We start from the raw sequence: 21906 nt of genomic DNA, 5'->3' as shown, positions 1-21906 counted from the left end.
TAGCCATGTCTTCTACAGCCGTTACCGCGCAAGTATCTGACTATCGCGGCCGATTTGCACCGTCTCCTTCGGGGCCGTTACATTTTGGCTCACTTGTGGCGGCTGTAGGTAGCTACCTAGATGCAAAAGTTAACCAAGGGAAATGGTTAGTACGCATTGAGGATATAGACACCACTCGCGTTGTTAAAGGCGCAGCCACCGATATCCTAAATACCTTAGACGCCTACTGCCTTAATTGGGATGAAAACGTTGTGTATCAAACACAGCGTCTTACTATTTATCAAGATGCAGTAAACTCACTGTCAAAACAACACCTTATTTATGCCTGCCAATGCTCTCGTAAGCAAATAAAAGCGCTAGGTGGAATTTATCAAGGGCAATGTAAACATAGCCAACTCAGTGAACAGGGTCATGCCCTTCGCTTAACTCAATGCCATGCAACCGTGACTTATAACGACCTTATTCAGGGGCGTATTGACGTTGACCCTGCTCTGGCCCATGAAGATTACATTATAAAACGTAGCGACGGTTTATTTGCCTATCAACTGGTGGTGGTTATTGATGACATTGAGCAAGGGATCAATCGAATTGTACGAGGCGCTGATCTACTTGAACCTACCGCCCGTCAAATAAGTCTGTTTAAGCAACTTAATAACCCTATTCCAGAATTTGCTCATTTACCTTTAGCGGTAGCAAAACCCGGATTTAAACTCTCTAAACAAAATTACGCCCCCGCTATTTGCAAACAAAATCCCAAACCGACTTTGATAGCGGTATTTAACTTTTTAGGTTTGCCAACCCACGACCAACTTATGGATTTAACCACAGAGCAATTACTTGCTTGGGGCGTGGCACATTTTAACTTAAGCCGCGTTCCCACTACGCGTGAAATACAGATTTAACGCTCTTTCGCGGATTGGGTATAACAAATTCAAATAAAATCGTTAAAAATGGCTTAATTTCAGCACTGCAACTTAATTTTTCCACCTTGCTGGTATATGATAGCCGCCTAAATATATGCTAATTACATAAAACAGTAAGTACAGCTCTATGAGAAGGTACTTGTTGTCATTTTGATTGCAATGGCGAGTCAATCAACCGCTTCTCTAGGAGACAGACTATTATTTCCAAGCTTTTTCAATTTTGTCGACAAATTATCGGCCCGAATGCCAGTGCCGAAGATGTCGCAATCAGCAGTGAACCGTTGGTGATCCCTCGAGGTGAGCATGGTATTTCTCGCAAACAATTTAGCCCAAATGCAATCAAAGTACTCTATCGCCTAAAAGATGGTGGCTATGATGCCTACTTAGTTGGTGGTTGCATTCGCGATGTATTGTTAGGTCAACAACCCAAAGATTTTGATGTTGTAACCAATGCAACCCCTGAGCAAGTTAAAAAACTGTTTCGTAACTGCCGTTTAATTGGCCGCCGCTTTCGTTTAGCGCACATTGTTTTTGGTCGTGAGATTATTGAAGTGGCCACCATGCGCGGCCATCACGAAGCACAAGAAGACAAAAATCAAATTAGCCAATCAAGCGAACATGGGCAACTACTTCGCGACAACGTATTTGGCAGCATTGAAGAAGATGCCGAGCGTCGTGATTTTTCAATCAATGCCTTATATTACTCAATCAATGATTTTTGTATTTATGATTACGCCAATGGTTTAGCGGCCATAAAGGCAAAACAAATTGAGTTAATTGGCGATCCTGAAACACGCTATCGTGAAGACCCCGTGCGTATGCTTCGTGCAGTGCGCTTTGCTACTAAACTCGATATGCAAATAGCACCTGCAAGCGAAAAGCCAATAACCGCTTTAGCTAGCTTGCTTGATAACATTCCACCGGCACGTTTGTTTGAAGAAATACTCAAGCTGTTTTTAAACGGCAAAGCACAACAAAACTTTTTAATGCTGCGCAAATACGGGTTATTTAAATCGTTGTTCCCAGAACTTGACCGCATTTTAGATAAAAACCCAGGCGGGCTTGAAGAAACCTTCATCAAGCAAATGTTTGCAAACACTGACATTCGCATTAATGCAGAGAAAAAAGTCACCCCTGCGTTTGTATTTGCAGCGTTACTGTGGTTTCCATTGGTTGAACGTACTGAAAAAATTCGACGTCAAGAACAACTCTCTGAATACGATGCCTTTGCCCAAGCAATTAATAAAGTACTTAGTGAGAACGCTCAGCATATTGCAGTACCAAAACGCTTTACGTTAGGCGCCCGTGATATTTGGCATATTCAACAACGTTTAGACAAACGTGCAGGCCAACGTGCCTATCGCTTAACACAACAGCCTCGTTTTAAAGCCGCTTATGACTTTTTACTACTGCGTGTTGATGCCGGTGAAACTGAGCATGCAGAGCTTGCACAGTGGTGGACACAGTACTTGAGTCAAGATATTAATGGCCAAAAAGAAATGGTGCGAGAGCTAGGTCATCAAGGTGGACCAAAACCACGTAAGCGTCCTCGTCGGCGCACCACTAAAAAACCAGCTGAGTAAATAATGCAACGTGTCTATTTAGGCTTAGGTGCCAACCTTAATACACCTAAAAAACAACTTGATGATGCTGTTGTTGCACTTAAAAACTTGCCTAACAGTGAGTTTATCGCTTGCTCACATTATTATGCGAGCAAGCCTATGGGGCCACAAGATCAACCCGATTATGTGAACGCGGTTGCCTGTATCAATACCTCGCTACAGCCAGAGCAGTTACTTGATTTAACGCAAGCCATAGAGCTGGAGCATGGTCGAGTCAGAAAGGCTGAGCGCTGGGGCGCACGCACACTGGATATTGATATTTTATTATTTGGTGAGCAGGTTATAAATACTAAACGTTTAACGGTGCCTCATTACGGGTTAAACGAGAGAGAATTTGTTGTTTACCCGCTGCAAGAAATTGCACCCGAACTTATTTTACCAAGCGGCGCATCTATCAAACAGATAGCAAATAGCCTACCGCTTAACGACTTACAACAATTACCGCTGTAATTAACTAAGGCTTATGTCTGCGAGAATATTATGTCTAAAATAACCGTTTCAACTTTGAATAAAATGAAGGCTGAAAGTAATAAAATCACTGCGTTAACAGCTTATGATGCCAGTTTTGCTAAGTTATTTCATGAGAATGGCGTTGAAGTTGTTTTAGTCGGTGATTCTTTGGGTATGGTATTACAAGGTGGCGATGACACACTCGCTGTGACAAACCAAGAAATTGCGTACCATACTCGCTGTGTTCGCGCTGGAAGCCGTGACCTATTTGTTATTGCTGACCTACCGTTTATGACCTACGCAAATCCAAATGATGCGTGTAAAAATGCCGCAGAGCTCATGCGCGCAGGTGCTAATATGGTCAAGCTTGAAGGTGGCGAATGGCTGCATGACAGCATTAAATCACTTACTCAGCAAGGTATTCCGGTGTGTGGGCATTTAGGGCTTACGCCGCAATCTGTGCACGTATTTGGTGGTTTTAAAATTCAAGGCCGTGAAGAAGCACAAGCGCAAAAAATTATTGCCGATGCAAAAGCATTAGAGGCAGCGGGTGCTCAACTACTCGTGCTTGAGTGTATTCCAAGTGCCTTAGCAAAACGTATTACTGACTCATTAAGCATTCCGACTATAGGGATTGGTGCGGGCAATGTAACCGATGGCCAAATTTTGGTTATGCACGATTTAGTCGGTATTTCTGCAGGCTACATTCCTAAATTTTCAAAAAACTTTTTACTCGAAACAGGCAACATGCCTGCCGCTGTTAAAAAGTATTGTAACGATGTTAAAAGCGGCGTTTTTCCAAGCGCTGAACACGAGTTTAAATAATGCAGTCAATCACTGAAATTAAATCATTACGCAGTCAAATAAGAGCTTGGCGCCAAGCGGGTTTAAGTGTTGCACTAGTACCTACTATGGGTAACCTGCACCGCGGTCACTTTTCGTTGGTAGAAAAAGCAAAAACACTGGCCGACAAAGTCGTTGTTAGTATTTTTGTTAACCCGATGCAATTTGGTGCTAACGAAGATCTAGACAAGTATCCGCGTACCTTAGATGCCGATAAACAAGGTTTAGCCGATCTTGAAACGGATATTTTGTTTATCCCCAGTGTAGAGGCTATTTACCCAAATGGCTTAGGGGTGCAAAGTTTTGTTGATGTACCAGGTATTTCGATGGGCTATTGTGGCGGCTCACGTCCTGGTCATTTTAAAGGTGTAGCAACAGTTGTCACTAAACTATTTAACTTAGTGCAACCTGATTACGCCTGCTTTGGTGAAAAAGACTTTCAGCAGCTGCAAGTTGTTAAAACAATGGCCCGTGATTTGTCGATACCAGTAGAAATTATTGGTGTGCCAACGATGCGTGAAGTTAGCGGCCTTGCCATGAGCTCACGCAATGGGTATTTATCAAGTGATGAAAAGCAAACCGCTACGATTTTATTCAACACTTTAAATCACTGTGCGCAGCAACTTAAAAGCGGAAATAAAGCGTTTGCTACTCTTGAAGCTGATGCTAAAGCGACTTTAGAAAGCGCAGGGCTAAAACCAGATTATTTTTCGATAGCTCAACGAGATACATTAAAAGCTGCTACACTCGAAGATACACGATTTGTTATTTTAGCTGCCGCCTTTTTAGGAAGTGTTAGATTAATCGACAATATACAGGTTGAAGTTTAATACTGGTGTAGCCTCACTTTAAGGATAAGTATGAAAACTTTTATTAAAACCACTCTAGTGGCTTTTTCTTTTGCAGCATTGGCAGGGTGCCAAAGCCAAGCAGGTAATCCAGCACTTAACCAATGCGCTCAGCAAAGTTATCAATGCGAAACCAGCTGTGAACAACAAACAACCACCGACAGCCTAAAGTCACAGGTTTGCTCATCTAAATGCATCGAAGCGTATAATCAATGCAAAGTACAAGCTGAAAACTTAAGTAAAGCTGACTAATATCAATCGGCATAAATTGTAAACCAAAAAAAACCGCTCATTTGAGCGGTTTTTTAATTATTAGCGGTTTATTTTAAGCCTAACTTTTTCAACTCAACTTCAACTAGCTTTGCAGAAAGTGGCACATAACCATCTTTTTCTACAATTTTTTGACCTTCTTGCGAAAGTACCATCTTTAAAAACTCAGCTTCAACTGGGCCAAGTGGCTTATTTGGGTGTTTATTTACATAAACATATAAGAAACGTGAAAGTGGGTATTTACCTTGAGCTACGTTTTCAAGCGTGGCATCAACAAAGTTAGTACCTTTTTTAGATAACGGAACAGTACGCACACCCGATGTTTTATAACCAATGCCAGAATAACCAATGGCATTTAGTGATGCTGAAATTGACTGTACAACAGAAGCTGAACCCGGTTGCTCGTTCACGTTATTACGAAAATCGCCTTTACATAAGGCTTTCTTTTTAAAGTAACCGTAAGTCCCTGATACTGAGTTACGTCCATATAATTGCACGTCTTTTGCAGCCCAATCACCTTCTAGACCAACATCACTCCAGCGGTTTACTTGCTCTGGTGCGCCACATTTACGTGTTGATGAGAAAATAGCATCGATTTGGTCAATACGCAGCCCTTCAATTGGGTTATCTTTATGAACAAATACCGCCAATGCATCAATTGCTACACGTACTTGTGTTGGCTTATAGCCATAGCGCTTTTCAAATGCTTCAATTTCTTTCGACTTCATAGCACGGCTCATTGGACCTAAATTTGCCGTACCTTCTGTTAATGCTGGTGGCGCAGTAGACGAACCTGCTGCTTGAATTTGAATATTTACATTTGGGTAAATACGCTTATATTCTTCAGCCCAAAAGGTCATCATGTTGGCTAACGTATCAGACCCTACCGATGAAAAGTTACCTGATACACCGCTAATTTTTTGATACTCAGGCATACCGTCTTCTAATGCTACTGCTTGCGCAGATACAAATGTTGTAACAGCCACACCCATTGCGGCAACTAAGTTTTTAAATTTCATTTTGGGGTTCTCCAGTTTGTTCGTCCCATTTCCTAACTGCGGTTCACTCTAAAGTGAGTACATGACAATGGTGTGACTCTTAAATGACACTTTTATGACTAGCAGTATTACTCGTCACTAATGGCGAAATAGAGATCAGCCTATCGCTTGAAAACGCAAAAGAAAAACAGGAGCCTTTACCCAGTTCACTGTTAATTTTTAATTGGCTACCATGGCGAGTAAGTACATGTTTAGTAATTGCTAAGCCTAATCCTGAGCCACCTGTGGTGCGGCTTCTGGCTTTATCGACCCGATAAAAACGCTCAGTTAAGCGATTTATATGCTCTGGTGCAATACCATCACCATTATCGGTAACACTAAAACATGCCTGTTCATTGTTGCGCTGCCAACACACCTCAATTTTACCACCTGGCTTAGTATAATGAATGGCATTAAATACTAAGTTTGAAAACGCACTTCTGAGCTCATCCTCAGCACCGGTAATATCAAGTGACGCATCAATATTAAAAATAAGTTGATGGCCTTTATCTTGATTTATAGACTGTGCCTCAGTTTCAATCAGTTTTAGCAATTGCGGTACCTTTACTGCCTTATCATTACTGTGGCGTTTTGCGCCTTCAATACGTGATAAAGAAAGTAACTGATTCACTAAACTATCCATGCGTTTACATTGCTCTAGCATGGTAGTTTGTGCTTTATTCCACATTGCAGGCGGAGGGAGCGAATCACTGTCGAGCATTTCAAGGTAGCCGGTAACAACCGTTAAAGGGGTTCTGAGCTCATGAGACACATTAGCAACAAAGTCTTTACGCATCTGCTCAAGCTGCTTTAAACGGGTGACATCGCGTACTACCACCAATAACTGAGTGTTAGCATAAGGCATCACCCTAAATTCAAGAACTTGCTCAACACTGTGGCCACTTTCAAGCTCCAGTGCATCACTAAACTCTTTACGGCGCATATATTTAGCAAATTTAGGATCGCGAATGAGGTTATCTAAACGCTGACCATGATCAACCGGCCATTGTAACCCTAACACTTTGAGTGCAAGTTGATTACACCACACAATTGATAAATCGTTTTGCAATACAACAACAGCATCAGGCACCGCCTCAGCACCGTCACGAAAACGGCGTATCAGCTCTGCCAGTTCGTTACGCTTTTTACGATTACGATGTTGCAGCTGATAGATGCCTTCAAATACTTGCTCCCACGACCCTTCACCTTCTGGTGGGTTAAAACTGCGCTGGTTATGCAGCCAATCACTTAACCGATAAAGTTGATGGTAATGCCACATAAGTAGCGAAAAAGCGCCCAAAAACAACATCAAAAATGGGGCACCAATAAGCACCCCAATTAAAAGTAAAGGTATAAAATAGACAAACAGCCGCTTTGTTAGCGCCTGCTTGTTAATAACTCGATACATACACGCTCTTTACCTTATAAACGCTAGCAGACAAGTTGACTGAACTAGGTTAATAGATTGCTACTTAACTAAGTAAGCTTAATTGTAAGCACACTATAGTTTACTCGAAAAGCGATAACCAGCTCCGCGTACCGTTTGTACTAAGCGGTCATGTCCAAGCGTAGCAATCGCTTTACGCAAGCGACGAATATGAACATCTACGGTTCTGTCTTCAACATACACATTCGTTCCCCATACATGATCAAGCAGTTGCTCACGGCTGTAAACACGCTCTGGATGGGTCATAAAAAAGTGTAACAGTCTAAATTCGGTTGGCCCCATATCAAGCTCACTGCCCCCTGAGGTAACACGATGCGAAATAGGGTCCAAGCGCAGGCCATGCACTTCAATTGCTTCTTCTAAAGAGGTAGGTGCTACTCGGCGAATAACCGCTTTAATACGCGCCATTAACTCTTTAGGTGAAAACGGCTTAGTAACGTAATCATCAGCGCCCACTTCTAAACCGCGTATTTTGTCTTCTTCTTCACCGCGAGCAGTCAGCATAATGATAGGGATTTGGCGTGTGTGTTCATTTTGTTTGAATTTTTTAGCAATTTGAATTCCACTACCACCAGGTAGCATCCAATCGAGTAACACCATATCTGGATAAGGTTCAACCATTGCGGCTATTGCAGAATCATAATCTTCTGCCTCAATGGCTTGAAAGCCATTTTGTTCTAAAACAAAAACCAACATTTCCCTGATAGGTGCTTCGTCATCAACGACTAATACTTTACGTGACATTCCAATTTATCTCTTAGGCTATTGAGTAGGTTTCATTATTATGACTAAGTATGACATTTTTATTAAAGTGTAACGTCTAAATTAAAATGAGACTAAAAAAAACACAAAATAGTAACAAAAAATTGAATATGTCATATTTTTATCATCTTGAGCAGTAAATAAAAAAGTGGTTTGCAGTAAAGTGAGTCGTTATTAAAGGCATTATTTATGATATTAACTTGGGATCATCAAATTACTAACTAGCAGCTATTTTTAGGCTTAATAATAAAAGTCGGCACCTATTTAGATCAGGTTTATTAAGATCTTAAATACAAGGATCAGAGTTTTATCAAGCAGATCCCTTTTCGGATCACTATTTTACCCACTAACAAAGCTAAACCAATGATTTACTGTGTGATTTTTATCCATTAATTATGATGTTCGACACTTAAAAGTACAAAATGCGTCACTTTAAGCCCTTCACTTAGTAAAGTAATGATCCCAGATAAGGTTAGTTAGTAATCGAGTGATCCCAGATTTATCGGTAAGTAAAATACTGATCTCTTACAGATCAAAAAAGCCAGTGCGTAAGCAACTGGCTTTTTATAATGAGTGCGAGAGTATCGCCGTTATTGGCTCATTATTTTATTTTTGGGTTTAACTCACCGCTTAAGTATTTAAGGTGCATTTCATCCAATGAAATTGGCTTAATTTTACTTGCTTGACCCGCAGTACCAAACGCTTCGTAACGGGCGATACAAATATCAGTCATCGCTTGTGTTGCAGCGGCTAAAAACTTACGTGGGTCGAAGTTAGACGGGTTCATTGCTAAATGACGACGGATTGCACCGGTAGACGCTAAACGTAAGTCAGTATCAATGTTTACCTTACGCACACCGTATTTAATACCTTCAACAATTTGCTCAACTGGCACACCGTATGTTTCAGGAATTTCGCCACCGTATTGGTTAATCACTTCTAACCACTCTTGTGGTACAGAAGACGAGCCATGCATTACTAAGTGCGTGTTTGGAATACGCGCATGAATTTCTTTAATACGATCAATTGCTAAAATGTCGTCGGTTGGTGGACGCGTAAATTTGTAGGCACCGTGTGATGTACCACAGGCAATAGCCAGCGCATCAACATGGGTTTTATTTACAAAATCAGCTGCTTCTTCTGGATTCGTTAGCATTTGCTCTGTGGTAAGTTTACCCTCAGCGCCAACGCCGTCTTCTTCACCCGCTTCACCGGTTTCAAGTGAACCTAATACACCTAGCTCACCCTCAACTGAAACACCACATGCGTGTGCCATTTCAACTGTTTTACGTGTTACATCAACGTTGTAATCGTAGCTTGACGGAGTTTTACCATCGCTCATTAACGAGCCATCCATCATTACTGATGAAAAACCTAACTGAATTGAACGCTGACATACACCCGGTGATGTACCGTGATCCTGATGCATAACCACGGGGATATGTGGCCATTCTTCAACTGCCGCTAAAATCATATGACGAATAAAAGGTGCACCGGCATACGCACGTGCGCCCGCAGAACCTTGCACAATAACAGGGCTGTTTGTTTTATCAGCCGCTTCCATAATTGCGCGCATTTGCTCTTGGTTATTTACATTAAACGCGGGTACACCGTAACCATGCTCAGCGGCATGATCCAGAAGTTGTCGCATACTGATTAAAGCCATTGGGTATTCTCCAATTTATCGATAGTCATTAAACTATCTAGTTTGAACGGATTTGTTAGTTTGGTGCAATAACTGCACCTCGAACCTTAAAGCTCAATGCCTAAAATTCGAATTAAATAACTAATAAATAAAAGTGAGAGGTATTTATCAGTTAAGTGTAGCAGATGCGGACACTCCACATCTGCCTAACGGCTAGCTAATACTTTACGTATTACTTAGCACGTGATTCTAACATCACTACTGCTGGCAGTTTTTTACCTTCTAAAAACTCTAAGAAAGCACCACCACCGGTAGAAATATACGAAACTTTGTCACTAATGCCGTACTTGTCAATTGCTGCTAAAGTGTCACCACCGCCTGCAATTGAAAACGCTTTTGAATCAGCAATTGCTTGGGCAATAGCACGTGTACCATTACCGAACTGATCAAATTCAAAAACACCGACTGGGCCATTCCATACAACGGTGCCCGCATTAGCAATAATTTTTGCAAGTTTGTTTGCTGTATCAGGGCCAATATCAAAAATCATATCGTCGCTGGTAACTTCGCTTACATCTTTAAGTGTTGCTACAGCTGATTCTGAGAATTCATTACCCACGACGACATCAGTCGGTACTGGAATTTCACCATTGTTAGCTTTTGCTGCTGCACATAAGCGATTAGCTTCGTCCATTAAGTCAGCCTCAAAAAGTGACTTACCTACAGGGTAACCTGCAGCTGCAATAAAGGTATTAGCAATACCGCCACCCGTAACAAGCTGGTCAACAATTTTAGATAACGAATCAAGTACAGTTAACTTAGTTGACACTTTAGAGCCACCCACAATCGCCACGAGCGGGCGTGCTGGGTTATCAAGTGCTTTGCCTAGCGCTTCAAGTTCAGCCGATAATAATGGACCGGCACACGCTACATCAGCAAATAAACCTACACCATGCGTTGATGCTTGTGCGCGATGCGCAGTACCAAAAGCATCCATTACGTACACGTCACATAATGCAGCGAGTTGCTTTGATAAGGTTTCGTCGTCTTTTTTCTCGCCTTTATTAAAACGCACGTTTTCAAAAACAACGACTTCGTTATCTGCAACATCAACGCCGTTTAGGTAATCTTTTTCTAGGCGAACTGTTTGCTCAAGTGCATCATTTAAGTAATCGACAACCGGAGCCAATGAAAACTCTTCTTCGTATTGCCCTTCCGTAGGACGGCCAAGGTGTGACATAACCATCACTTTCGCGCCTTTCTCTAACGCTAGTTTGATAGTAGGTAACGCAGCACGAATACGTGCATCTGACGTCACTTTTCCTGCTTTAACGGGTACATTTAAATCTTCACGAATTAATACGCGTTTGCCGTTTAAATCTAAATCTGCCATTTTAATGACCGACATGAACATCTCCTTAGTTAACGATACTGAACCTGAAAAATACGTTTTAAATATTACTTAAATGCCATCATAGCACGCGCGGTATCGAGCATGCGATTCGCAAACCCCCACTCGTTATCACACCAAACTAATAACTTTATCAGTCGTTTATGACTAACACGTGTCTGTGTGCCATCTATGATACAAGAATGTGGGTCATGGTTAAAATCAACCGATACCAACGGCTCTTCGGTGTAACTTAAAATACCTTCAAGGCGGTCTTTAGCTTGTGCTTTAAGGGCATTATTAACCGCACTTAAATCTACATCTGCATTAACCGTGACACTTAAATCCATCGCCGTCACATTAATGGTCGGTACACGGACCGCAATGGCCTCAAAGCGACCTTTAAATTTAGGTAAAATACGGTCTATACCACGGGCTAATTTTGTATCTACAGGAATAATAGACTGGCTGGCGGCACGCGTACGGCGTAAATCATGATGATACGCATCAATCACTTGCTGATCGTTCATTGACGCATGAATGGTCGTAATAGCACCTGATTCAATGCCAAAGGCATCATCGAGTACTTTAATAACAGGAACAACGCAGTTGGTGGTACACGAGCCATTAGAGACAATAGTATGCTCGCTTTTAAGCTCATCGTCATTAATACCGTAAACAATAGTGGCATCAACATCATTATCCGCAGGATGTGAAAACAGCACCTTTTTTGCACCCGCAGTCAAATGTAACTGTGCATGCTCACGTGAGTGGTAAACCCCCGTACATTCAAGCACCACGTCAACATCTAACGTTTGCCACGGTAATTCAACTGGATTTTGTTCACAAAATAACGCAATGGTGTCATCAGCAACGCTGATAGTGTCTTCACCTAGTTTAACTGGAAAAGCAAAACGACCATGAGAGGTGTCGTATTTTAATAAATGGGCAATAGCTTCAGGGTCGGCTAGTTCGTTAATTGCAACAATTTTGATCTCGTCGCTTAAGCCTGATTCGTATAGTGCACGGACAATATTTCGACCAATACGACCAAAACCATTAATTGCAAGTTTGATTGCCATGAAATATAAAATCCACTCTAGTTACGTACAGAGAAAGGCAGCGTCGCCTTTTAGATGGCGGTATTGTAATCGACCTTGCCTGTGATTATAAGAGCCAAGCATTAGAAACTTTAAATTAACGTCATAATCAACACACACTGCACTTTTACTTTTAGCCCTGCTAGTGGGTATTTGCACTGTTTGCTATTTTAGTTTTAAATCAAACACCACCTTTATTGATGCTTTAACGCTTATTGTTGCGCCTAAATATTGCTGCTGCATAAATGGATTCTCGTTATTACTAGCAACCATACTATTTCTGTGGCTAGATAAAATAATGTGCTTAACACCGCCCGCGTCATAATCGTAATCTGAGCTGCCGGAATTTGCACTGATACTGTAAACGTTGCCAAGTTCAGCGCCAAAAGCTTGAGCGAGCTTATTTCCCTTCGCTTTTGCGTTATCGATTGCTAATTGTGTTGCCTCTGCCTCTAACTGATTAACTTTAGAGGATAAACCATTAATTTTTTCGATATTGTCTATTTTTAAGCTTTGAGCAAAATTAATAAATTCATCGACTTTTTTAATATCTTTTAATGTGACTTTAACTGTTTTCAGGGCTAAATACTTATCGCCTGAAACAGTCCCAGATTCTGTACCAATCATAGTGTATACCTTGCTTTTTAAACCAGATATATAAACATCGTCTTGGCCAAAACCGTATTTGTCTGATTGTTCAAGTAACAAGCTAATCCGGCCATCAAGCTCACGTTTAGCCTCAAGGAATGTATCTTCAGTGCTTTTTACTTCAAATATAATTTGAGCCATATCAGGCTCAACAAATACCTCAGCTGACCCCTGCACTGCAATGTGACGATTAGCTGGCACGCTTGAATTAGCAAAAGTAATAAGAGGGAATAAAGTAATAAAAATAGCGATGATAAGTTTCATATTCGTTCCTTGAATTCATAATAAATCACACGTTCCCATAATTATACAAATAAAAACAAAAGTAAACTGCCTCATTAACCAAGTATTTATGCATTCTTTATAGTTAGGTTGGGTTTCGCTTCGCTCTGCCCAACCTACGTCAACTCGCCTACTTTGAGCTCCTTACCGGCGCTTATTTGATGGCATTGGGCTAATAACAACTCAGCAGTAGCTTGTGCATCGGTAAGGGCGTGATGACAATGATAGCTTGGTAAGTCGTAGCGTTTACGACATTCATTAAGAGTTAAATCGTCTAATTTTATATCTGAGCTATGTTTTAGCAGACGCTTTTTTTCTATTTGTAAGGTATCGATAATCAACTTGGGGCGCTGGGTGATCCCTGCATTTTTTAGTGCTAACTTTAAAAAACCCCAATCGAGCATGGCATTATGAAATACTAAAATGCAGTCACTAAAGTGAGCACTTAAAGACATTAAAATACTCTGTAGGCTTTGCCCTTGTGCCACCGAGTCAGTACTAATGCCGTGAAAAACAGGGCTTTGCTCTAGACTTTTAACCTCTTTATTAACGATATGCTGCGATTGACTGTTTTTGATACATTGATTCTCAATCAGTACCCAAGCAACCGAGACAATTTCATGTTGTTTAGGATCAAGCCCTGTTAATTCCAAATCAATCACTAAATAACGTTGCTTTAAAGTACTTTGCGCAAGCAAATGACGACGCTTTAAGTATCGCGTAATAAGCAGCTTAACCATTATTGTTACAAACTCCCACGCGCAAATTTAAACGCCGCGCCTTGCTGCGCTTGTTTTACTAGGTAAAACGCTTCTTTAAGCTGATGACGTTCTAACGAATTGAGTTTGTCTGGGTTAATGCAATTACTAGGTAACCCTTCTTCATTTATTTGCGTGCGCAGCCGAAGTTGAGTTAAAAATCGCCAACAATCTTTTAAATTATAAATATCTTCTTTGCTTAGCAATGAATACTTTAATAAGGCGTCTAATCGCTCTTGGGTGTTAGCACGGCGGATGCCTACTTTTAATGCATACAGCCTTGCCAGATCGTTAATGATCACCACCCCGCGCTTTTTAAGATCGATGTATTTGTGATGCTGATCGGTTTTTTCAGTTTTAAAGTTATTAAATAAACCAATCGGCGCGCTGTTGGTATTCACATCGCTGGCCATTGCCGCATAAAAAAGATCGTTGCGAGAAATATGAGTTAACTCTTCACAAAACTGGCTATAAAGTGTGGTGGATCCTTCAATAAAACGCAGATCAAAAAATATTTTACAGTTGAGCATTGCCTGGGGTGTGGGGCTGGTGATCCACTTTAAAAACTTCGCCCGCCAATCACTAACACTCATTCGACACGCATCACTGCTGGCCATTATGTTACCAGGACAACGACGAATGCCGCACTCAACTAAGTTTTCACAAACAAATTCGCCCATCTGTTTAAAATATGCGTGCTGTTCATCGTTTAGACCATCAGGTAATAACAAGCCATTATCTTGATCTGAATGCAGTGTTTGCTCTTCGCGCGCTTGAGAGCCAAAACAAATAAAACTAAAACTGGTTGGCGCGGCGCCATGGTGTTGTTGAAATAAAAAAATTAGCCGCGAGGTCAACGCATCGGTTAAACCACTGAGTAACTTTCCGATCAGCGAAATATCATCAATATTATTTGAAAACCCTTTTAATAACTCAGGAATTTCTTTCGCGTAACGTTTTAAATCAGCCACATTATGGGCCTTGTAAATACGACCAATTAGCTGCACTGGGTCGCTTTTTTGTTGGCGTAGTAAGTCTGTACTGGTGATCATTCCTAGCGGTTTGTGGTTTTCGTCAAGCACAGGTAAATGATGAATATTATGCTTAAGCATTAAGTGCAGCGCTGAAAATACGCGGTTATTTTCAAATATAAACTTAGGCTTATTGGTCATAATACTATTGATAGCTTGCGCGGGATCCACTTCATCAGCAAGCACTCGGTTACGTAAATCCCGATCTGTAACTACCCCAACAAGATGCGAATTTTCGGTGATCATCATTGATGAAATCCCATGCTCTTGCATTTTTTTAGCACTATGACGGATGCTGGCATCGGGAGGCAGCGTAATCGCTTTGCGAGTCATGATCTCTGATATTTTACGCTCAGACCAGCTGTCGTTATTGCTTTTATAATGTGATGACAGCAATCGATTAGCATGAGCACGAACAAAGTATTGCTCGAATGCTTTATATTCTCGACGTAAGTAATCAAAATCCGTTTGGTCGAGCATATAGACAATGCCCTCTTTTTGTACTTCTAAACTGTTTTGTATTGAATCTCCCGTCAGTAACGAGGGATAACCAAAGTAATCACCTTGAGTTAAACGCGTTACCGTATCGCCTTTGGCATCGACTAAATCGTATAACCCGGAACGAATTAAAAATAATTTAGGCTGTTCACTGTTAAGCCATTGCGTTTGGTTTTCTCGGGTCAAATAAATACTATCGAGATGGTTAACAAAATAACTGCAGGCGCTGTCCTGTAACATTGAAAATGGTGCTTGCTTGTTAATAAACTGCGCGACTTCCTGTTGCTCACTACTCATAAATCATCCTCAATAAAAAAGCGACTTAACCTGAAATATAGTTATTTAATGTAGTCATTATTTAAACAAATAAAAAGCCCGACTTAAGTCGGGCTTTGATGCGTTATATCATTAGATATATGGATTAGTGAGCATGCGCTTCACTAGACCCTTTAGGATTACGAATACCTTCAACCATTTCTTGAATTTCAACTGGTGTCGGTTGAGTCATTTTCATAACACCTGCAGCTACTGCAAAGTTAATGATCATGCCTACTAAACCAATCCCTTCAGGTGAAATACCTAAGAACCAATTTTCTGGGCTATTAAGCTCTGGACTCACAAACTTGAAGTAGATGATGTATGCAGCAGTAAAGGTGATACCCGTTACCATGCCTGCAATTGCACCATGTTTATTCATTGATTTAGAGAAAATACCCATAATAATTGCAGGGAAGAAGCTCGCCGCCGCTAAGCCGAAGGCAAAGGCAACAACCGAGGCCACAAATCCTGGCGGGTTAATCCCAAAGTAAGCGGATATTACAATAGCAATCATCGCTGCCAACCTCGCTGCAAGTAATTCTTGCTTGTCGGTTATATCCGGTTTGAGTGTCCGTTTAAGTAAATCGTGCGATACTGAGGTTGAAATAACCAATAGTAAGCCCGCTGTAGTCGATAGTGCCGCGGCAATACCACCAGCAGCAACGAGTGCAATAACCCATGCTGGTAAGTCGGCAATTTCAGGGTTCGCTAGTACCATAATATCGCGGTCAACGTTTACTTCGTTCGCGCTATTAGGGTCAGTGATTTTACCTGATGTGTAAAACATTTTGCCGTCACCATTTTTATCATTAAAGGTGATTAGGCCCGTACGTTCCCAGTTTTTGATCCATGCAGGCGCATCTGCATACGCTGTGCCGCTACCGTCTTTACCATTAATGGTGTCAATCATGTTTACACGGGCAAACGAAGCTACTGCGGGTGCTGTTGTGTAAACAATAGCAATAAATACCAGTGTCCACGCCGCTGAAATACGTGTGTCCTTTACGCGAGGTACAGTGAAAAAACGAACAATTACATGTGGTAAACCAGCAGTACCCACCATAAGAGCACCTGTGATTGCAAATACATCAATCATGCTCTTCGAGCCTTCAGTGTATTGCCCAAAGCCCAACTCAGTACTTAAACCATCTAATTTATCCAATACATACATGCCTGAACCATCACTTAGCGTGGCACCAAACCCTGTTTGTGGAAAAAAGTGACCGGTTGCCATCATCGAGATGAAAATAGCCGGTACTAAATAAGCAAATACCAGTACACAGTACTGCGCAACTTGCGTGTAAGTAATGCCTTTCATGCCACCAAGTACAGCATAAAAGAAAACAATTATCATGCCGATGTAAACGCCGGTTTCAATTTCAACTTCTAAGAAACGCGAGAACACCACACCCACACCACGCATTTGACCCGCAATGTAAGTAAAACAAATAAAGATGGCACATAAAATAGCCACTAAACGCGCAGTACGTGAGTAGTAACGATCCCCGATAAAGTCTGGCACAGTAAACTTACCGAATTTACGTAAATAAGGCGCTAAACACATGGCCAGTAGTACATAACCACCCGTCCACCCCATTAAGTAAACACTACCGTCATAGCCAGCAAACGAAATAATACCAGCCATTGAAATAAATGACGCAGCACTCATCCAATCCGCAGCAGTTGCCATACCATTGGCTAGTGGAGGTACACCACCACCGGCAACATAGAATTCATTTGTTGACCCTGCACGAGCCCAGATTGCAATGCCGATATAAAGCGCAAAGCTTAAACCGACGATTATAAAAGTGAGTATTTGAACATCCATTGCTTAGCTCCTATTCGTCTACGCCATATTTTTTATCTAACGTATTCATTTTGAAAACGTACACAAAAATCAAAGCTACAAAGGTATAAATCGCGCCTTGCTGGGCGAACCAGAAGCCAAGTTTAAACCCAAAAAAACGTACTTCATTTAGTACATCTACAAGTAATATGCCAAAGCCAAAAGAGACCACAAACCATACCGCTAATAACTTAAACAGTAATGAAATGTTTTCTGCCCAATAAGCTTTTGCTTGTTCTTCATTTTTAAAAGCCATTTTTATTTTCCCCTTTAAACATCGCAAGATTACGATGGGTGGTTTTTTATATTCGTTAATCAATTTAGCAACGCTACTCAAATATTGAATTGCGACAATAGTCGTAACAACATGTTAACGTTTTCGTAAACTGTAGGCGCTTAATTAGTAAACAACAAGTGAACTACTTTAATTTCAGTAAGTTAATTAATTTATTTGCGAGGTGTTTACGCCAATTTTTGAGTCAAGCGTGGGAATAAGACATTAGTCTAACTAAATAACCAATTTAAAATAAATCATTAAAAATCAATGCTTTATTTTATTTATAGATAATATAAATAAAATGTATACCCCCCTATTTAACCCGCAACCAAGTATTGTAAAAACCCAAACTACCTCAAACGCCAACTGACGCTCGCATCTTGAAATAGTTTGGGTATAGTTATGGCAAATTATAAAAATATTCTACAAGGTTAAATAAACATGACGGCTGTACTACTCATTGTTGCCTTTGGCTACATAGGCGTGCTGTTTTGGCTGGCTAATTGGGGGGATAAAACCACGCCACTTGCCAAGCGTATTAGTCATCACCCGTTTGTGTATTCATTTGCACTAGGTATTTATTGCACTTCATGGACTTACTACGGCTCAGTAGGCACAGCAGCGACCAGCAGCTGGAGTTTTTTACCTATATTGTTAGGCCCCGCTTTATTGTTTTTTTTCGGTCAAGGCTTTTTACGTAAACTGGTACTGGTGAGTAAAAAACAAAATATCACCACTATTGCCGACTTTATTTCAGCCCGCTATGGTAAGCGTCAAACCACCGCCATTATGGTGACAATAATCGCCTTATTGGCCACCATTCCGTACATTGCATTGCAATTAAAAGCACTCAGCTCTAGCTTTTTACTCCTACAAAACAGCAATCAGATATCAGGGGATATTTTAGCGCTATCGGCCACGTTAATGATGGCGCTATTTGCTATATTTTTTGGTACGCGCAAAGTTGATGTAACCGAATACCGTTCAGGTTTAATGCTCGCTGTTGCGTTTGAGTCGCTAATAAAGCTGTTTGCTCTGGCTGCTGTAGCAGGGCTTGCAATATATAGCTTATTTAATTTACCCGCAGAAAGTTCTGGCCAAGTCGCCGAGTCAATTTGGCTGCATTGGGCGCAGTTTGACTTTTTTAGCTTTAACTTTGTAGGTCAGTCGCTGATGGCGGCGGCCGCTATTATTTGTTTGCCACGGCAATTTCATGTCACCGTGGTTGATAACCAAGATAAGCGCCATTTATTTACTGCTCGCTGGGCTTTTCCATTGTACTTGTTATTGACCGCTGCAATGATTTTACCTATAGCCACCGCTGCTATTCATCCAGAAATTGGTCGTAGTTTATCACCTGACAGCTTTGTACTGGCACTGCCTATGCTGCACGATAACGCTTTTTTAACCACCTTTGTGTTTATAGGTGGGCTTTCTGCTGCCACAGCCATGATTGTTGTTGCAACGCTTACGCTAAGCACCATGATCTCCAACGACGTGGTGCTACCCTTAATGTTGCGTCGTAAATTTAAACGTAATTTAATCACCAGCAGCTATAAATCCCGCATTTTATTGGTGCGCCGCTTTACCATTGCTGGGGTGCTTATTTTAGCCTACTTCTATCAGCAATGGTTTGGTAGTGGCAGTGCGCTGGCCAGTATGGGGTTAGTGGCTTTCTCATTGGTGTCGCAATTATTGCCTGCTATTGTGGGTGGGTTATATTGGCGAAAAGGCCATGCTTATGGTGTTTATGCCGGGCTACTCGCAGGAGTCATTTGTTGGGTGCTATTTTTGATGCTACCTATTTTAGAAGCCCCTAACCCACTAGACAGTGAGCTACAGCAAACGCTTATAACTAGAGGCACCTTAATTGCGTTGTTTGCTAATATTGGCTGTTATATTAGCTTTTCCTTGGGAGCTGAAGAGCGCTTAATTGATAAAATTCAAGCGGCAGCATTTGTTAATCCCAAAGATCAGGCCATTTTATCTCGTCGCTTAAATAAAAACGTAAAAGCCACGGTATACGACTTTAAAATTTTACTGCAAACCTTTTTAGGCATTCAGCGTAGCCAACAAATTTTATCGCATTACGCACTTCATCATGATTTAAACGACAACAACGCACACCCTCGCGCTGATTTTATTGCCTACTGCGAACGCGCACTAACTGGTGTATTGGGTGCTTCCTCTGCGCAAGCACTTATTCATACAGTATCATCTGGGAAACGCATGGCGTTTGAAGAAGTAGTAAACTTTTTTGATGAAACCACACAGGCACTGCAGTTTAATCAAAACTTATTATTTACTTCACTAGAAAACTTAAGCCACGGACTCTCTGTGGTAGATAAAGATCTCAACCTCGTTGCTTGGAATAAGCGCTACAGCGAAATGTTTAATTACCCTGAAGGTTTTTTACAAGTTGGCCAGCCAATTGAAGAAATAATCCGTTATAACGCAGAGCGCGGTGAATGCGGCCCCGGTGAAATCGAGCGCCATGTTGATAAGCGTGTTCAGCATTTAAAAAATGGCAGTTCACATCACTTTATTCGCCATCGTCGTAATGGCCAAGTTTACGAAATGATAGGCAACCCATTGCCTGATGGGGGGTTTGTAACAAGCTTTTCTGATATTACCAATCATATTAGTACGCAAAATGCGCTCGAAGAAATCAATATGGACTTAGAAAACCGTATTGAAGCGCGTACCCAAGAGGTGCAAACCATTAATAGTAACCTGCAAGCACAAATCGATAGTCGCGTACAAACAGAGCAAGCACTTACTTTAGCCAAACGCGAAGCAGAACAGGCGAATGATAGTAAAACCCGCTTTTTAGCACTGGCTAGCCATGATATTTTACAGCCGCTCAATGCGGCACGATTATATCTCGCCGCCATTGATGAAACTCAGTTAGATAGCACCAATAAAAATAACTTTAATAAGCTAGGTGATAGCCTCGATTCCACCGTGCATTTAATGTCGGCTTTATTAGAAATTGCCAAGCTAGAGCAAGGGGCGATGACCCCAAATCCTCGTCACTTTTGCATTGATGATATTTTAGACCCCCTTAAAAGCGAATATGCGATTTTATCGAGCGATAAAGGGCTTTCATTTAAAGTGCGTTCAAATAAACAAATAGTACACAGCGACATTACTTACTTGCGTCGAATACTACAAAACTTGCTGTCTAATGCAATTAAATACACCGAAAATGGCCGAGTGTTAATTGCCTGCAGAAACAGAAAACACAGTTTACGGATTGAAGTATGGGATACCGGCCCTGGCATTAGCGATATTGAACAAGCAAAAATATTTAACGACTTTTACCGAATTGAAGCGGGCGATAATAAAGGCGTTGGCTTAGGTTTAGGGGTGGTTAAACGTATGGCTGATTTATTGAGCCTGCCGATTGATGTGGTTTCATTACCTAATAAAGGCAGCCGATTTAGCATTGAAGTGCCTTATGGTGATACGCAATTAGTACAGCAAAAACAAACCAGTCAAAATATAGTCGACAACCGCGCCGCGATAAATATTATTGCCGTTGACGACGATCCTGAAAACCTTGCCGCCATGGCCAGCCTAATGAAGCGCTGGCAGGCAAATTACACCCTATTCGATAAAGTAGACGCGGTGTTAACTTATGCAAAAGAACAGAGGGCACCTGATGTTATTTTAATGGACTATCAATTAGGTAATGATTGGGATGGGATTACATTAATTAAAGCGCTACGCGAGATTTGGCAAAGCGATATTCCGGCTATTTTAATTACCGCTGTGCGTGACACCGAGCTAAAACAAACCACCAAAGCCGAAAATATTCATTACCTGAGTAAGCCAGTAAAACCAGGCAAACTTAAAGCACTGCTGAATCACAGTACTTGACGATTAATAAGAGTTTAAGCCCAGTAAGT

The 21906-nt window shown here is 41.3% G+C and carries 18 protein-coding genes; 7 read left to right on the top strand and 11 right to left on the bottom strand.

Annotated features, from left to right (window positions below; all coding sequences use genetic code 11):
- The first annotated feature begins 5 nt into the window (after nucleotides 1-5).
- The 6 genes from gluQRS to QL986_RS13505 all read left to right on the top strand — a co-directional run bounded on the left by gluQRS (nucleotide 6) and on the right by QL986_RS13505 (nucleotide 4938).
- Complete coding sequence (gene gluQRS / locus QL986_RS13530) at nucleotides 6-902, top strand: tRNA glutamyl-Q(34) synthetase GluQRS (protein ID WP_013465739.1); 897 nt, start codon at nucleotides 6-8, stop codon at nucleotides 900-902.
- 305 nt (nucleotides 903-1207) lie between these two features.
- Complete coding sequence (pcnB, locus tag QL986_RS13525; protein ID WP_290191648.1) at nucleotides 1208-2506, top strand: polynucleotide adenylyltransferase PcnB; 1299 nt, start codon at nucleotides 1208-1210, stop codon at nucleotides 2504-2506.
- A 3-nt stretch (nucleotides 2507-2509) separates the two neighbouring features.
- Entirely contained in the window at nucleotides 2510-2995 is a 486-nt protein-coding gene (folK, locus tag QL986_RS13520) for a 2-amino-4-hydroxy-6-hydroxymethyldihydropteridine diphosphokinase (RefSeq protein WP_290191641.1), read from the top strand.
- Nucleotides 2996-3025: 30 nt separating this feature from the next.
- Entirely contained in the window at nucleotides 3026-3820 is a 795-nt protein-coding gene (panB, locus tag QL986_RS13515) for a 3-methyl-2-oxobutanoate hydroxymethyltransferase (protein WP_058155187.1), read from the top strand.
- Nucleotides 3820-4668, top strand: coding sequence for a pantoate--beta-alanine ligase (gene panC, locus QL986_RS13510; protein ID WP_013465743.1), 849 nt, complete (start codon nucleotides 3820-3822; stop codon nucleotides 4666-4668). The genes panB and panC overlap by 1 nt, the downstream gene beginning before the upstream one ends.
- Nucleotides 4669-4698: 30 nt before the next feature.
- Nucleotides 4699-4938, top strand: coding sequence for a hypothetical protein (locus tag QL986_RS13505; protein ID WP_013465744.1), 240 nt, complete (start codon nucleotides 4699-4701; stop codon nucleotides 4936-4938).
- 68 nt (nucleotides 4939-5006) lie between these two features.
- Here QL986_RS13505 and QL986_RS13500 read toward each other — a convergent pair whose 3' ends face one another.
- From QL986_RS13500 to QL986_RS13450, 11 genes are all read right to left on the bottom strand, one after another.
- The gene (locus QL986_RS13500; protein ID WP_013465745.1) at nucleotides 5007-5975 is read right to left on the bottom strand and encodes a phosphate ABC transporter substrate-binding protein PstS family protein; all 969 of its coding nucleotides are present in this window, start codon (nucleotides 5973-5975) and stop codon (nucleotides 5007-5009) included.
- 79 nt (nucleotides 5976-6054) lie between these two features.
- Complete coding sequence (phoR, locus tag QL986_RS13495) at nucleotides 6055-7401, bottom strand: phosphate regulon sensor histidine kinase PhoR (protein ID WP_016900478.1); 1347 nt, start codon at nucleotides 7399-7401, stop codon at nucleotides 6055-6057.
- Nucleotides 7402-7494: 93 nt separating this feature from the next.
- On the bottom strand, nucleotides 7495-8184 hold the full coding sequence (gene phoB / locus QL986_RS13490) for a phosphate regulon transcriptional regulator PhoB (RefSeq protein ID WP_013465747.1): 690 nt from the start codon (nucleotides 8182-8184) through the stop codon (nucleotides 7495-7497).
- 619 nt (nucleotides 8185-8803) lie between these two features.
- Nucleotides 8804-9868 (bottom strand): class II fructose-bisphosphate aldolase, encoded by a 1065-nt coding sequence (gene fba, locus QL986_RS13485; protein WP_008111197.1) that lies wholly within the window; start codon nucleotides 9866-9868, stop codon nucleotides 8804-8806.
- Between the two features lie 211 nt (nucleotides 9869-10079).
- Nucleotides 10080-11255, bottom strand: coding sequence for a phosphoglycerate kinase (locus QL986_RS13480; RefSeq protein WP_016900480.1), 1176 nt, complete (start codon nucleotides 11253-11255; stop codon nucleotides 10080-10082).
- 50 nt (nucleotides 11256-11305) lie between these two features.
- A complete protein-coding gene (gene epd / locus QL986_RS13475) occupies nucleotides 11306-12319 on the bottom strand; it encodes an erythrose-4-phosphate dehydrogenase (RefSeq protein WP_016900482.1) in 1014 nt (337 codons plus the stop codon).
- Between the two features lie 183 nt (nucleotides 12320-12502).
- On the bottom strand, nucleotides 12503-13249 hold the full coding sequence (locus QL986_RS13470) for an SIMPL domain-containing protein (RefSeq protein ID WP_036956592.1): 747 nt from the start codon (nucleotides 13247-13249) through the stop codon (nucleotides 12503-12505).
- Between the two features lie 134 nt (nucleotides 13250-13383).
- Nucleotides 13384-14007 carry a 3'-5' exonuclease gene (locus QL986_RS13465; protein ID WP_290191640.1) on the bottom strand — a complete coding sequence of 208 codons (624 nt, stop codon included), beginning with the start codon at nucleotides 14005-14007 and terminating at the stop codon, nucleotides 13384-13386.
- 5 nt (nucleotides 14008-14012) lie between these two features.
- The gene (locus tag QL986_RS13460) at nucleotides 14013-15851 is read right to left on the bottom strand and encodes a DUF294 nucleotidyltransferase-like domain-containing protein (RefSeq protein WP_036956594.1); all 1839 of its coding nucleotides are present in this window, start codon (nucleotides 15849-15851) and stop codon (nucleotides 14013-14015) included.
- 124 nt (nucleotides 15852-15975) lie between these two features.
- A complete protein-coding gene (locus QL986_RS13455; RefSeq protein WP_013465754.1) occupies nucleotides 15976-17700 on the bottom strand; it encodes a sodium:solute symporter family protein in 1725 nt (574 codons plus the stop codon).
- A 10-nt stretch (nucleotides 17701-17710) separates the two neighbouring features.
- Nucleotides 17711-17974, bottom strand: a complete 264-nt coding sequence (locus QL986_RS13450; RefSeq protein ID WP_008464847.1) for a DUF4212 domain-containing protein — start codon at nucleotides 17972-17974, stop codon at nucleotides 17711-17713.
- Nucleotides 17975-18436: 462 nt separating this feature from the next.
- Here QL986_RS13450 and QL986_RS13445 point away from each other — a divergent pair, with 462 nt between their 5' ends.
- Entirely contained in the window at nucleotides 18437-21877 is a 3441-nt protein-coding gene (locus QL986_RS13445) for a PAS-domain containing protein (protein WP_036956595.1), read from the top strand.
- Nucleotides 21878-21906 lie beyond the last annotated feature (29 nt).

Origin of the sequence: Pseudoalteromonas sp. APC 3250, from assembly GCF_030407915.1 — a bacterium.
In the GTDB taxonomy this organism is placed as follows: Bacteria; Pseudomonadota; Gammaproteobacteria; order Enterobacterales; family Alteromonadaceae; genus Pseudoalteromonas; species Pseudoalteromonas tetraodonis.
Note: the sequence above shows the minus strand (reverse complement) of the source record. Positions and strands in the feature narration are given on the sequence as shown.